Source organism: Streptomyces sp. NPDC107522 (assembly GCF_055657525.1).
The window spans coordinates 432667-446791 of record NZ_JBVKAU010000004.1 but is presented as its reverse complement, the minus strand read 5'-3'; the positions used below and the strand labels follow the sequence as shown (position 1 = coordinate 446791).

The 14125-nt window shown below is 73.1% G+C and carries 11 protein-coding genes; 6 read left to right on the top strand and 5 right to left on the bottom strand.

What is annotated here, in order from left to right; translation table 11 throughout:
- Positions 1-65: 65 nt before the first annotated feature.
- Positions 66-869, top strand: coding sequence for a peptidoglycan DD-metalloendopeptidase family protein (locus ACZ7L6_RS16015; RefSeq protein ID WP_471924147.1), 804 nt, complete (start codon positions 66-68; stop codon positions 867-869).
- A gap of 13 nt (positions 870-882) precedes the next feature.
- On the opposite strand, the gene ACZ7L6_RS16010 is transcribed toward ACZ7L6_RS16015, so the two are convergent.
- The 3 genes from ACZ7L6_RS16010 to ACZ7L6_RS16000 form a co-directional block, all read right to left on the bottom strand.
- Positions 883-2406 carry a serine/threonine-protein kinase gene (locus tag ACZ7L6_RS16010; RefSeq protein ID WP_471924145.1) on the bottom strand — a complete coding sequence of 508 codons (1524 nt, stop codon included), beginning with the start codon at positions 2404-2406 and terminating at the stop codon, positions 883-885.
- Positions 2403-3203: an FHA domain-containing protein gene (locus ACZ7L6_RS16005; RefSeq protein WP_471924143.1), complete on the bottom strand. Its 801-nt coding sequence runs from the start codon at positions 3201-3203 to the stop codon at positions 2403-2405. The genes ACZ7L6_RS16010 and ACZ7L6_RS16005 overlap by 4 nt, the downstream gene beginning before the upstream one ends.
- 225 nt (positions 3204-3428) lie before the next feature.
- Positions 3429-4574, bottom strand: a complete 1146-nt coding sequence (locus ACZ7L6_RS16000) for a serine hydrolase (protein ID WP_471924598.1) — start codon at positions 4572-4574, stop codon at positions 3429-3431.
- Between the two features lie 525 nt (positions 4575-5099).
- On the opposite strand from ACZ7L6_RS16000, the gene ACZ7L6_RS15995 reads away from it, so the two are divergent.
- Both ACZ7L6_RS15995 and ACZ7L6_RS15990 read left to right on the top strand, forming a co-directional pair.
- Positions 5100-6077, top strand: coding sequence for a hypothetical protein (locus ACZ7L6_RS15995; protein WP_471924141.1), 978 nt, complete (start codon positions 5100-5102; stop codon positions 6075-6077).
- 118 nt (positions 6078-6195) lie between these two features.
- Entirely contained in the window at positions 6196-6618 is a 423-nt protein-coding gene (locus ACZ7L6_RS15990; protein WP_471924138.1) for a peptidase inhibitor family I36 protein, read from the top strand.
- Between the two features lie 97 nt (positions 6619-6715).
- Here ACZ7L6_RS15990 and ACZ7L6_RS15985 read toward each other — a convergent pair whose 3' ends face one another.
- Both ACZ7L6_RS15985 and ACZ7L6_RS15980 read right to left on the bottom strand, forming a co-directional pair.
- Complete coding sequence (locus ACZ7L6_RS15985; protein ID WP_471924136.1) at positions 6716-9868, bottom strand: FG-GAP-like repeat-containing protein; 3153 nt, start codon at positions 9866-9868, stop codon at positions 6716-6718.
- Positions 9869-10112: 244 nt separating this feature from the next.
- A complete protein-coding gene (locus tag ACZ7L6_RS15980; protein ID WP_471924596.1) occupies positions 10113-11402 on the bottom strand; it encodes a helix-turn-helix domain-containing protein in 1290 nt (429 codons plus the stop codon).
- A 213-nt stretch (positions 11403-11615) separates the two neighbouring features.
- Here ACZ7L6_RS15980 and ACZ7L6_RS15975 point away from each other — a divergent pair, with 213 nt between their 5' ends.
- The 3 genes from ACZ7L6_RS15975 (at position 11616) to ACZ7L6_RS15965 (ending at position 14086) form a co-directional block, all read left to right on the top strand.
- Complete coding sequence (locus tag ACZ7L6_RS15975; RefSeq protein ID WP_471924134.1) at positions 11616-12368, top strand: DUF4232 domain-containing protein; 753 nt, start codon at positions 11616-11618, stop codon at positions 12366-12368.
- Between the two features lie 117 nt (positions 12369-12485).
- On the top strand, positions 12486-13094 hold the full coding sequence (locus ACZ7L6_RS15970; protein ID WP_471924131.1) for a TetR/AcrR family transcriptional regulator: 609 nt from the start codon (positions 12486-12488) through the stop codon (positions 13092-13094).
- Positions 13091-14086: a DMT family transporter gene (locus ACZ7L6_RS15965; RefSeq protein ID WP_471924129.1), complete on the top strand. Its 996-nt coding sequence runs from the start codon at positions 13091-13093 to the stop codon at positions 14084-14086. Before ACZ7L6_RS15970 ends, ACZ7L6_RS15965 begins: the two co-directional genes overlap by 4 nt.
- The last annotated feature ends 39 nt before the right edge of the window (positions 14087-14125 follow it).

Below are 14125 nucleotides of genomic sequence, written 5' to 3'. Positions count from 1 at the left end.
CAGCGGGCGTGGCCGTACACCCACCCGACGGCTCGTCAGAAGCCGCTACCTCATGGGAGGAACCCGTGCGACTTGGTCTGCGCGGCATGAACCTGCGGGCCGGCCTGCTGGCCGCGGCGGCCCTGCTGCTGCCGCTCGCGGCGGCCACCCCCGGCCACGCGGCGACGAACGGCTCCACCGCCGCCACCGCCTACGCCGGCTCCTGCCCGGCCGCAGGCGTGGTCACCCAGGGCTACAGCAGCACCCACGACGGCGTCGACATCGCGAACTCGCTCGGCACCCCGATCCACGCGGTCGGCGCCGGCGAGGTCATCGCCTCCGGCCCGGCCCAGGGATACGGCCAGTGGATCCGCATCCTCCACCCCGACGGCACGGTGACCGAGTACGGGCACATGTACCAGCGGGACGTCTCCGTCGGCCAGCAGGTGTCGGCCGGTCAGCGCATCGCCCTGATGGGCTCCGAGGGCGACTCCACCGGCGTCCACCTGCATCTGCGGGTGCGGGTCGGCACGTCCACCTCGATCCGCGGCATCGACCCGGTCCCGTACCTGCGCGACCGCGGGGTGGGGCTGCCGTGCACGCCCGGCGGGGGCGGCGGAGGTGGCGGGGGTGGTTCGACGACGGTGACGGCGTGGGCCGAGGCCAACGTCCGTTCCTGCGCGTCGACTTCGTGTGGTGTGGTCAGCAAGGTGTACGCGGGCGAGTCCTACCCGGCGCAGTGCTGGGTGGTCGGTCAGAGCGTGACCGCCGAGGGCATCACCAACGACAAGTGGGTCCGCCTGCCGCTGAACGCGGGCGGGGTCGGTTACGTCAGCGGCATCTACCTCAAGGGCGACGAGACCGGCGGCGTCAGCACACGGTGCGGCTGACGTCGGCCGTGGCTCAGCCGGCGCAGGCCGGGACGGCGGGGCGGCTCCTGGTCCGTACGCCGGGCAGCCAGGCGGTGGTCCGCACGGTCTCCGGGCCCTTCTCCGCCGTGGGCAGGCGCACCCGGTACCACCGTGACGACCGGACGCCCGCCTCGTCGGTGATGGGGATGCCGCGTTCCATACCGCACTCGACGGCGAGGGCGTCGCCGTGCCAGACCCGGGTCTGCACGACGTTGTCCAGCACGTACGCCGCGGTGGGGTCGATGGCGAGGCCGAGGCTGCACTCCGGGTGGCGGTCCTTGCGGGCGCGGCACTTGTCGTCGGCGTTGTACACGCTCAGCCGCACCTGCGGAGCCGTTCGCCGGGCGTCGCCGTCGGAGCCTCCCCACTGCCACCAGGCGGCGCCGCCCGCGCCCAGCAGGGCCAGCGCGGCACCGGCGGCCAGCGCCGCGGCCCGCTTGCCGGTCCGCTGCCGGGCGGCGGTGCGGCCGTCCCCGCGCCCGGCGGCCCGGACGCGTTCCAGCAGGCTCTCGGCCGTGTGCGCCGCACGCTCGGCGTGTGCGGGCAGGAGGCAGTCGGCGGCCAGGGCGCGCCAGAACTCCGGCACCGCGACGTGCAGCCTGAGCGGCGCCCTGCCCCCGGCGTACTCCTGGACCGCCGAGGTCCGGGAGATGGGCGTGGCCCCGGGGAAGGGCGAGGCACCGCCGGTGAACACCTGGTGGATCATCACGCCCAGGGCCCACACGTCGGCGGTGGGCCGCACCTGCACCCCGCGCTCGTCCAGCGGGGCCCGCCAGCGCTCGGGCGGCAGGTAGTCGGGCGATCCGAGGGGCGGGATGTAGCCGTGGGTGCCGCGCGTCCCCTCCAACTCGGCGGTGAGACCGAAGTCGGACAGCCGTACCGAACCGTCCGCCATGATCAGCACGTTGGCCGGCTTCAGATCGCCGTGCACCCAGCCGAGCCCGTGCAGGTGGGCCAGCCCCTCGCAGATCTCGGTCAGCAGCCGGTCCGCTTCCGGCAGGGCGGTGCCGTCCGCGGCGTCCAGCAGGTCCTGCAGGCTGCTCTCGGCCCGCTCCATGACCAGCACGACGGCGCCGTCCAGTCCGGGCACCTCGCAGTCGCCGAGCACCACGGAGTCCAACAGCCGCATCAGCCGGGGGTGATGGGCACGGCTGCCGAACTCGATCTCGCGCCGCGCCGTCTCCGCCAGCCGTTCGGCCTGCCGGGGAGCCAGCCCCGAGGTCGGCAGGAACTTCAACGCGACCCGCCGCTCCGCCCCACCGTCCCCTGCTCCGCCGCTCCCTGCCTGCTCCGGGGCCGTTGCGTCCGCCGCCGTGTCGCGGCCCTCGTAGACGCGTCCCCAGCCGCCGTCGGCGATCGGCTCGGTGACCTCCCAGCGGCCCACGCGGAAGCCCCGGGGTATCCGACCGGGCGTCTCACCGGTCCCGCCGTGGTCTGACCCGCCGGTCCCGCCATGACCCGGTTCGCCGGTTCTGCCGTCGACCGTCTCGTCGTACGTCTCTCTCGCGCCGCTCATCGGTGGCCTCCGGGCCGTGCCTGCTCCGGGAGCGGCAGGCTCGGGGTGCGGGGCGGCAGCAGCGCCAGGTGCTCCTCGCGGACCAGGCCGAAGCGCAGCGCGACGCCGACCACGGCCTCGCGCTTGCCGGTACGCCGCGCGCCGCTGCCGGCGTCGGCGGTGTCCTGCGGCCCGCGCACCCGCAGCTTCTGCTCCGCCAGGTAGTCGATGTGGGCGCTGACCGCCCGCGCGGTCAGCCGCGTCAGCGCCGGGTGGGTGCGGATGCGTTCCACCACCTGCGGGGTGGTCGGCACGGAGACCGCCGACTCGTCGCGCAGCCGCGGTTCGCACAGGGCCACCAGGACGAGGAAGTACGTGGCGGTCTCGTCCAGGGAGTAGGCGTTCAGGGTGCGGGTGCCCCAGGCGCCGCCGGGATCGTCCGGGTCGAGGTAGACGTGGTCGGGCGCGAACACCTGGAAGCTCACCGTGGAGCCCCGGGTGGGCAGCACGACCCGGGCGAACTCGAACGGGATCGGCGCCCCCGAGCGGCGCGGCGGGACCCGCAGGTACTCCCCGGCCCCTTCCGGGTTCTCCACCAGGTAACTGTGGGTGGTGGAGTAGTTGGTGAGCTGCCAGTGGTCCTCCGTCACCCGGATCTCGCCGGCGAGCCGGGAGACGGCCGGGTCGGGCAGCAGCAGTTCGACCGGATGCGCCTTCGTGCCGCGGCCGAAGCGCGCCGCCTCCCCCGCCCCCAGGCGCAGGCTCGTCGGCGGCTCCGTGCGGTGCGCTGACGGCAAATGGATCAGTATGCCGCTCATCGGCAGATTTTCCTTCCCCGATTTTCGGCCTGGTCAGTGGCCGGCAGGCATCGTAGCCCCGGGGGGTATCCCGTGCGGGCTCGTTCGCGTGCGCGTCGGCTGGATTCTGCCGTTGGGCGGGGGCGGCCGTCCGCCCTGGGGCGGCGCAAGGGGAAAGGGAGAGGAGGGCGGGCCCCACGTGGAGTCCGTTCCACGTCAGGCCCTTTGCCGCTCTTCCAGCGCTTTTTACGAGGAACAGACGGGCACGCCGGGGAGCTGGTTGCCCGGCGAGCTGATGTAGATGTTGGTCATGTAGCCGCCGTACTGGGGGAGATAGGCCCACCACGCGTTCGTGTATGGCGGAATGGTGACCTCCTGGCCCAGCTTCTGGCAGCTCACCAGGACCTCCACGCCGGCGGGCAGCGTCGTCAGTGGCGCGGAGTCGACGGTCGTCGGCCGCGGGCGCACGTTCACGCCCGAGCCCCAGGTGCCGAACCAGGTTCCCGACGGGCGGACGGCGCCCGGCACGTCGAGGGAGCGGGTGAGCCGGTTGACGGCCGTGTACGCGGTGCCGTACGGGGTGCCGTCGGGGTGCAGGGTGAACACGGCCACGATGGTGCGGTCACCGGCCCCGACCGTGCCCGTGGTGTGCAGCGCCTCGCGCGTCAGGTCGACCCCGGCCGCGGCACGCGGCGCGGACCGCTGCGGCGTGGACCGCTGCGCCGCGGCGGCGGGGACGGTCGTCGGGGGCTTGGGGGTGCAGCTGCCGGAGCTGCCGAAGCCGGACCAGCCCTGCTTGACCGCCCACGGCCGCTCGAACGAGCCCGCGATGCCGAACTGCTGGTCGAACCCGTCGGTGCCACAGCGCGTCGACTGCCGCAGGTTGCCCATCACGTAGTCGCGCACCGGCGCGGAGGCGGTGTCCAGGACGTACCGGTAGATCCGCACCGTGTCGGCGGCCGACAGGGCCACGTATCCCCAGTAACCCTCGTACCCCGGCGGGGGGTTGGCGGTGTCGGTCAGGCCGAGCCGCGCCACCGTCCGGTCGATGACCGCCGTCCGCCCGCCGAGGTCCCAGTAATAGCCGGCCGCGTTGTCGTCGCTGCTGCGCAGCATCGAGTCGAGCCGGGTGCGGTCGGCGGCGGACAGGGCGCGGGGGTCGCGGTTGCGCAGGTAGTCGAGGGCGATGAGCAGCTTCACCACCGAGGCCGAGCGGAACCGCATGGTCTCGTTGAGCCGTTCGGTGAAGGTCCCGGTCGTACGGTCGAAGACCGCCACGCCTGCGGTCACGCCCGCCGGTATCTCCGCCTGCGTGGCGCGGGCAGGTGCGGCGGTGGCCGGTGCCGCGGTGGCCGGTGGTGCCCCGGTCAGGCCCAGCACCGTAGCGGCCAGGGCGAGGACGGCGGCGATCGCGCCGGGTCGCCGCAGGCGCGCACCGCGCCGGTTCGGCGGTCGGCCGGCGGCTGCTCCGCCGTGGTGGGTGGTCGGACTGTTCACAGTGGGTTCCCCTTCTCACTCGGGCCACCGCGGCGCCCCGGTACGGGCCGGCCGCCCCCGCCGCGTCGGCCCTTCAGATGTGCACGGACACCTGTCCCCGGGCCCGTCGTCCGGTCCGGTCCGCAGGCGGCGGGTGCACGCTACGGCGCTCATCTGCCCGCCGGTACCCGGAAGTTGACGGGGTGGCCGCACCGACGCGCCGGTCACCCGCAGCCGCCCGCGACCGGGCCGCCGCGGCCCTACCCCACCGCCCCTCAGGGCGTCATTCCGTGAACTTCCGGATGACGTGCCCGGCCGCGCCCCGGATACGTTCCGCAGCGTTCGGCCGCGCCGCACGCCGTCGGCCGGCGCCACACGTTCCGTCCGCCGCCGGGGCCGTCATCCCGCGGCGGACCACCATCGACGACACGAGGAGTTCCGATGAGCGGAAAGGATCTGCTCCGGACGCTCGCCGTGACGGGCCTGCTGCTCGTCACGGCCTGCTCCGCCGCCGACCGGCCGTCCGAGGACACCGGCGGCCGATTGCGCACCGGGCTGACCGACGCGGAGCGGGGCCTCCTCAGCGAAGCCGAGCAGCGGCTGATCACCAGCTGTATGCGGGACAAGGGCTTCCAGTACCGGCTCGACCCGGGCGGACCGCGCAGCGAGGCACCCGAACGCCGCTTCGGCCTGGACGACGTCGCCTGGGCCCGCCGGCACGGTTACGGCCTGGCCGAGGCGGCCCGGTCCGGCGCCGGGGACGTAGACCGGTCCGGCGACCGAAACGGCGAGCGGTCCGGCGACCGGTCCGGCGACCGGGACCGGAAGGCCGCGGCCGAGAACAGCCCCCAGGCACGCTACTTCGCCTCCCTCCCGCCGCGGCGCCAGGCCGAGTTCGACCGCGCCCTGAACGGCACCGACCGCGCCGCCATCGTCGTCCCGGCGCCCGGCCGCGGCCAGATCTTCACCAGCGCCGACGGCTGCCAGGCCGACGCCCGCCGACGGCTCTACGGCGATCTGCGCAAGTGGACCGAGGCCAAGGCGGCCGTGGTGAACCTGGAGTACTTCACCTTCGACGACGTGGTGGCGGAACCCCGGTACACCGAGGCGCTGGCCGACTGGCGTGCCTGCATGAAGGCACGGGGACTGGCCTACCGGAGCTCTTCGCAGGCCATCGGCGCCGTGGCGAAGGACAACCGGTCCCGCACCGCCGAGGAGGCGTTCGAGCACGAGGTGACCGTCGCCGTCGCCGACGCGGAGTGCAACCGTACGGCCGGACTCGCCAGGACCGGCGCCCGGCTGCAGCGGGAGCACGTGCGGGACGCCGCACGGCACGAGTTCGCCCGCCAGACCCGCTACTACACCCAGGCGGTCACGACCGCGCTCGGCCGAGCCCGCTCCGTCGTCGGCTCCGGCTGAGGCCGCACCACCCCACCGAACCCGCGCGCCCGGCCGCCGTAGGCCCGGCGTGGGACCCCCGGCGCCCGCCGGAGGAAATCCACCACAAGCAGAACCCAGAAGTAGAACGGAGAACACCATGCGCACCACCAAGCGCGCCCTGCTGGGGCTGGCCCTGGCCGCCGCCCTGCTTCCGATCGCCGCCACCACCGCGCAGGCCGGGGGCACGAACCCCACGTACAGCCAGCGGAATCCCGGCAACTGCCCGCAGGGGAACCTGTGCGTCTACAAGGGCATCAACTACGAGCTCGAAGACGTCGGCATCGCCATGTTCAAGTACGACAACCCCATCTGGTCGGACACCGTCAACCGGTTCATCGCCCACGAGGACTCGTCCTGGTTCAACAACGGCACCGGCACCTCGTACAGCTCCGTGGTGGTCTACGCGGACAACGGCTACGGCGGGAACTCCTTCTGCCTGGACAAGGGCTGGGGCAACACCTGGGACTCGGAGGCGAACGACGAGGGCGAGGCCAACCGCTGGGTGAACGGTCCTTGCTGATCCGTCCTCTCCGCTGACCCGTCTGCCACCGGGTGACGCCGCCGGCCGGCCCCGACTCGAGCGAGTCGGGGCCGGGAACCCGGGTTTCAGCGGGCTTCTAGAACAGGCCCTTGTAGCCCTGCCACCCCGTGGCGATCTGCGTGCGGGAGGTGAAGGAGCCGTTCCCCTTGCCGTTGTTGCGGTAGAGGTTCCCGGAGGTGTCGCGGACGACCAGGTCGGCCCTGCCGTCACCGGTGATGTCGCCGACGCCCAGCATCGCGTTGTACGTCCTGCCCCAGGACGTGAAGACGGTGACCCGCTCCTTGAACTGACCCGCGCCCGTGCCGTCGTAGCGGAAGAGCGTGCCGTCGCTGCGGCGGGCCAGCAGGTCGCCGAAGCCGTCGCCGTTGAGGTCGCCGGCGCCGGTGATGTGGGTGTACGTCCACGCCGAGCGGATCTTCAGCCGGCTCTTGAAGCCGCCGGAGCCGTTGTCGGCGAACAGGTAGATGTCGCCCGTGGAGGCCTGTCGCGCGATCAGGTCCGTACGGCCGTCGCCCGTGATGTCACCGGGCGCGGTCAGCACGTTGTACTGCTGCCAGCCGGTGCCGAGGGCCGTGTAGCCGCCGGTGGGGCTGTAGCCGCCGCCCGCGCACTTGCCCGTGTAGCGGCGCAGAGTGCCGTCGGGCACGCGGACCAGCAGGTCGTTGCAGCGGTCCTCGGTGAGGTCGCCGAACGGGACGGCGACCGTGCCCGCGGGCCAGCCGGAGCCGGACGCCTTGCCGGCGAAGGCGCCCTTGCCGTCGCCGTAGTGGGTGGTGAGGTAGCCGGAGGAGGTGAGCGTCGTCAGGTCGCCCGCGCCGCCGTTGAGGTCGTGGTACGGCCGGGTGCCGCCGGTCAGGGTGAAGGTGCCGGTGGCGGAGAGCGCCGGACCCTGACCGTCGGCCGGGGTGCCGGTCAGCCGCCAGGTGTAGGTGCCGTCGGTGGCGTACCGGGTGTCGCTGACTTTGCCGTCCCATGTGGTGGCGAGCGAGGCGTCGAGGCGGGTCGGGGTCAGCGTGCGCACCACGCGCCCGGCCTTGTCCCGGATCTCGGCCTTGGCACCGGTGACCGGCTTGGACAGCAGCCAGGATGCGTTCCACGTCCGGTCGGCGGAGTTGGCGGAGACGTCCACCGACGACTCGACGCGCGACTGGATCTTCTTCACCGGGGACGTCGGCACGCCGCTGTCCGCGACCCGGACCTTCCCGTCGCCGACCGCATAGGCGATCGTCCCGCCGTAGGGGTCCGCGCTGACGGGGTCCTTGACGCCGGGGTCGGCGGGCAGTTCCTCGACGGTGCGCGGCTCGGCCACGGTCCCGGTGTGGAAGTCGGTGACCTCGACACGTCGCGTCGCGCTGTCGTACGAGACCACGTACCCGTCGCCCAGCTTGCCGGGCCGCGGCAGGGTCATCCGCGTCCCGGTCGCGGCGTCGTACACCTCGACGGGGTTCGTCTCGTACGGCGACGAGCACTCCCAGTACACCCAACGCCCCACGGCCTGCAGGTCCTTGGCGGCGCAGGCGGAGACGGTGGCGGTGCCCGATGCGGTGGGCAGGCCACGGCCCTCAAGGTTGCCGGAGCCGTCCACGGTCCACCGCGCGGTGCCCCAGACGGCGGCATTCGTCACGCCTTCGAGGACGCTGTACGAGGGGTCGTCCTGGTCGACCAGGTACTTGTCCTCCTCAGCGCCGGGCCGCCCGTAGACCACGTACCGGCCGGAGGCCGACAGCACCTTGTCGCCGTCGCCCCACGCGCCGTACGGGGCGCCGGTCAGCTTCGTCAGGTCGGTGACTCGGCCGTCCGCGTCGGCGGACTCCAGCACGTCCTGCCCGGCATTGTCGGCCAGGACCACGGAGCGGCCGTCACCGGTGCCGACCGGCCGGACGTCGACGTACCGCTTGTACTGGGCCGCGTCCGATCCGTCCGGCTCGGCCACCGCGCGCCACGTCCCCGTCGACGACGTGGTGCCGACGGTGATGCCGCCGCGCTGCGCCACCGCGGGCAGCGCACGGCTGTCGGGCTCGGCGGTGGTGAGCCGCCCGGCGGCCAGGGACAGGGACGCGACCCTGCCCGCCTTCGCCGGCACGCCGTGCACGGCGGTGACCGCGGGCGCCCCGTCGGCGCCCGGCGCGACCTTGCGCACCGCCCAGTCCGCGGCACCCGTGCCACCGGTCACCAGGGCTCCGCCGCCCGGGGCCTGCACGATCCGGGACTGCACGTGCGCCAGCACGGTGCTGCGCTCGCCGCCGTCCAACGGGTAGGCGTACAGCGGGTTTCCGAGCCGTACTCGGATGTCGGACTCGGCGACCCAGACGGGCTTGCGGGTGAGCAGGACGTAGTCGCCGGACAGGCCGATGACCGGCTTGCCCTTGGTCTCCTCGGTGTCGCCGAACGCGGACATGCCGACCTTGACGTAGACCGGCTCCTTGGTCACGTCCGAGCGGTCCCAGACGCGTACGCCGTACATGTCGTCGTTGTAGAAGGCGATGCGGTCGGGCGAGAACACCGCCATGGAGTCCGCGTCGACGCCGGCGCCGCCCAGCGACGCGGTGATCTTCGCGCTCTCCAGGTCGAGGAGCCCCAGGGCCGGGCCGTGCCCCTCGACGAAGTAGTGCACGGCCAGCGTCCTGGCATCGCCGCCCTGGACGGTGTGGCCGGCGATGGCGCCCGCGTCCAGCCCGGCCACCGGGGTGTCGGTGGTGCCCGCGCCCTCGGCGCGCAGGATGTGCAGCTCGCCGCGCTCGGCGCCGTCGGCCCAGACACCGGTCAGCACGGCGGTGCCGTAGGTGCCGAGGTACTTCTGCCCCGCGGGCACGGCGATCTCGGTCGACGTGCCGGCCCCCAGGTCCTTGAGGGTGACGGTGCGGGCGGCTTCGTCGTAGATGCCGACGGTGTTGGATCCGGCGCCGGTGACGGCCCCGGCCTCGGCCTGTTCCTGGCTGCCGAGATCGACCGGGTCACCGGCGGCGGGCACCCAGCGGTAGCGGCCGAGGCCGGTCCCGGAGCCGTCGGGCTCCGTCCGCTCGAGCTGTCCGTCGGGGCCCGCGGCGTACAGCGCGTCGGCACGCGGCAGATAGCGGTCGGGCGCGTCGATGGTGACCGGGGCCGCCTCGGCCTGCGCTCCCTGGAGCAGGAACGGGACGGCGCCTCCGGCGACGGCGAGCGCGGCGGCAGTGGCGATGCCGGCGCGCGTGAACGTACCTCCACGGCCAGGCGAGTGTCGCCCTGTCACACATACCTCCAAGTGGCTGGTGGTGAGGAGGCAGCTCGACGCGGACACACACGGACACGCACGCACGGTGCACATCGACGTGGCGCGATGCGGAGCAGGCCTCCAGCAAGCGCCGGAAGGTAACACAGGGCGTCAACGGAATTCGAACGTGTTCATAAATCGCCGATCAGCGGGCGAAACGGGCAGGGGGCGGGAGGCGCGGGAAACAGGGAGGACCCGGGCGTCCTCCGCTGTCCGCCCGCGCTCAGCCGGGAATGTCGGGATACGACTCGTCCCGCCCCCACTCCGAGGAGCCGAGCGGATAGGTGTAGGCGGGCCGTCCCACGTTCCCGCTGGTCCGGAAGGGCTTGCCGTGGTCGTCGATGCGTACGGTGCCCTTCTGGTCACCGCTGGACCAGTCCAGTTCCAGGTACCAGCTCACGTTGTGCGCCCGCGCGTCCGCGAAGACGTAGAAGACTTCGGGATCGGACTCACTCACCTTGTACGGGAAGTCGCGCTGACCGGCCTTGGGGGAGACATCGGGCCGCCCGGCATCGAGGTCCACCTCGAATGCCGCCGTCTCCACGTCGCCACCGCATCCGACGCCCATCGCGAAGTCGTTCCAGGCGAGCGGCGCGCTCTTCTCCACCACCCGCACATGCAGTTCGTCCAGGACGACGGTGGCCTTCCCGGTGCCCTGCACGGTCAGCGCGAGCATCTGCTGCCCGCCGGCGACGCCGCCGAGCGCGGTGACCCACCCGCGCGCGTCCGGCTCGGCCGGCGGCGGAGGCACCTGCTCCGGCTTCCGGTCGATCAGGTAGTGCTGGCTGCACGGGCCTTCCCACTTGTACGGGTTGACGGCGACGGTGGGCGCGGTGGCCCCGTCCTCGGCACCGCTGCCCGCAGCCGCCCCGGCCCCGCCGCTCCGGGAGGCGGAGGCGGAAGCCGTCGGACCGCCCTTGCCGCTGCGCGAGGCGGACGGTGCGGCCGACCCGGCCGTCGCGTCGGCCGACTCGGAGGCGCGGGGGCTTTCACCGACGGACCGGGAGGCGGCCGCCCCTGTGGTCTGCTTCCCGTCCCGGTCGTCGTCGCCCTTGCCGACCACGAGGTTCACCACCAGCGCGGCCGACACGAGGGCGGCGGCCACGGCGATCCCGGCGAGGACGACGGTACGCCGCCGCGCCGCGGGAGCCTCGATCGTGGGCGGTTGCTCATCCCGCGGTTCCACCGCCGTGGGTGTCTCGACAGGTGTCTGCGCCGAGGCCCCGATCTCCGCAGGGGCCCCGGTCTCCGCAGAGGTCCCGGCCGCCTTCCGCCTTCGCCGGGCGTCCGCGAGAACCCACTGCCGATGCAGTTCCACCAGTTCCTCGGGCGTCGCCTTGCATATCCGCGCGAAGCGCTCCACGGGCGCGTAGTCCGTCGGTACGGCGTCTCCGTTGACGTACCGGTGAAGCGTGGACGCACTCGTGTGCAGCCGCTTCCCGAGCACCCCGTAACTGAGCCCGGACCGCTCCTTCAACCGGCCCAACAGCTGCGAGAACTCGTCCCCCGCCACCATTCCTCCCTCTCCTCACGTCCCGGACCGCCATTCCAGGCGGAGGTCATTCCCCCAGGTCGGAGCCGCCGCAAGCGTTCCAGCGTCCCTGATGCCCCGGCAGTTGTGGCGGCCGGGACGGATCACCGCACAAGCTCTGGCCATCCAAGCACGCCGCTCCCGGCACCCGGACGAGCGGCCCATGCAACACCCGTACCGCACAAGGGGGATCACATGTCCACACGCACCCGCCGCACCCACATGTTCGTCGCTGCCGCGCTCACGGCCGCCACGCTGACGTTGACGGCATGCAACAACGGAGAAGGCGTCGCCGACGAAGGGGCATCGGCAGGATCCGCGTCCACGTCGACGCCCGCGGCCTCCACCACGCCCTCGCCCAAGGCGAGCGGGGGGACCTCCACCGGGGCCGGCCAGACCGACGCGGCGGGCGGGGCCTCCGAAGGCTCGACGGGCGGCGCGGCAGGTTCAAGTGGCACGGGGTCGTCGGGTTCCACGGGTACGTCGGGTTCCACGGGCTCGTCCGGTTCCACGGGCTCCAATGACTCGGAGCCCACCAGGACCCCCTGCTCCACGACCTCCACCCGGACGACCGCCACGGAGATCTCCCGCCCCCTGAACCACCTGCTCATCACCGTGACCAACACCGGCTCGAAGAACTGCAACCTCGTCGGCCATCCGGCGGTCCGGTTCGGCGAGGCCCAGTCCGTCCCGCCGGCCTTCGAGGACTCCAAGCCGCAGGCCGTCGTCACGCTGGCCCCTGGCGAGTCGGGCTATGCGGGCGTCCTTCTCTCGGCCGCGGACGGCAGCGGCTCCAACGGCTACACGGCCAAGTCCCTCGCGGTCCTCTTCGACCAGGGCGCCGGGAGCGCGGCCCACCCGTCACTGCCCGAGAAGGGCGTGTACGTCGACGACTCGATCCGGGTCTCGTACTGGCAGTCGACCATGGCCGACGCCCTGGCCTGGTGACGCACCGGCTCCCCGGGGCTCCCGGCAAGCTCATCGCCCACGCCCTGCGCACGTGCGGTTCGCCGCAACCGCCGTAATAGGTAGACTGACCTACCTAGAACACAGGAAGGCGACGTGATGGGCGACACCCCCACCCCGGCCGCACGACCCGGTAAGAGGCAGGGAAGCGCACGGGCGCGGCTGCTCGACGCCGCCGCGCGCCGCTTCTACGCGGACGGCGTGTCGGCGACAGGCATCGACACGATCACCGCCGAGGCGGGCGTGGCGAAGATGAGCCTGTACAACAACTTCTCCTCCAAGGCCGACCTGGTGATGGCCTACCTCGAGGCACGGCACGAGGAGTGGCTGGGCCTGTACCGGCGGCGGCTGGAAGAAGCCGGGGACGGTCGAGGCGGCGTACTGGCCGTATTCGACGCCTACGCCGATCACGCCGCGTTCGCCTACGAGCACGGCTTCCGCGGATGCGGGCTGCTGAACGCGGCCGCCGAACTGCCCGCCGGGCACGAGGGGCGGGACGTGGTGCGCCGGCACAAGGAGGAGGTCGAGGCCCTCCTCGCCGGGCACGTCGAGGAGTTGCTGCCCGACCGGCCCGAGGAGGTGCGCTCGGTGGCGGAGCATCTGTCGTTCCTGCTGGAGGGCGCGACGGCGCGGGCCGGTCTGGAGGGTGCGGGTACCCGTCTGGAGCATGCGCGGGACATGGCGGCGAACCTGCTGGACCGGCTGTGACGCGTCCCGCCGGACACGCGGCCGGCTCGGTGGGGATGGGCTCGCTGTGCGTGCTCGTGGCGTCGGTGCTGTGGGGCACCACCGGCACCGCCGCGACCTTCGCCCCATCCGTCGGGCCTCTCGCCGTCGGAGCCGCCGCCATGGGCCTCGGGGGACTGCTCCAAGCCCTCGTCGCCGCCCCGCGTATCGCCAGGGAGACGCCGGGGCTGCGCGCACAGCGCGGCGTGGTCGTGCTCGGCGCGCTGTCGGTGGGGGCCTACCCCCTGGCCTTCTACACCTCCATGCACCTGGCCGGGGTTGCCGCCGGCACCGTGGTGTCGATCGGCTCGGCGCCGCTCGCCTCGGCCGTCATCGAGCGCGTGGTGGACAAACGCCGCCTCACCCGACGCTGGATGATCGGCGCCGCTCTGGGCCTGTCGGGGACCGTGCTGCTGTGCATGGCCGAGGCGGCCCAGGCGCACGCCGGCTCCGGGACCCGCTCCGCGCAGTCGACCGTGCTCGGCGTGGGTCTGGGCCTGGTGGCCGGCTTCACCTACGCCCTGTACTCCTGGGCGGCCCACCGCCTGATCAGCCGCGGTGTCAGCTCGGGCGCGGCCATGGGGACCGTCTTCGGGCTGGGCGGTCTGCTGCTCCTGCCCGTGCTGCTGGTCACCGGCGCCCCGCTTCTCGACTCATGGTCGAACGCGGCCGTCGGGGCCTATATGGCCCTGGTGCCCATGTTCCTCGGCTACCTCTTGTTCGGCTGGGGCCTGGCGCACGTCCCGGCGAGCACGGCGACCACCCTTTCGCTGCTGGAACCCGTCGTCGCGGCCGTACTCGCCGTGCTGGTCGTCGGTGAGCGCCTGCCGCTGCTCGGCTGGGCCGGCACAGCCCTGGTCGTCGGCTGCCTCGCCGTCCTCACCACGCCGGCCCGCCCTGCCGCGAAGACCCCAAGGACCACCGGCGCCCGGGAAGTACCTGCGACGGAGCCCGAACAGGCCCTCCAGACCTGACACTCCGCTTCCCGACGACGAGGAAGGCCCCGACCGGCG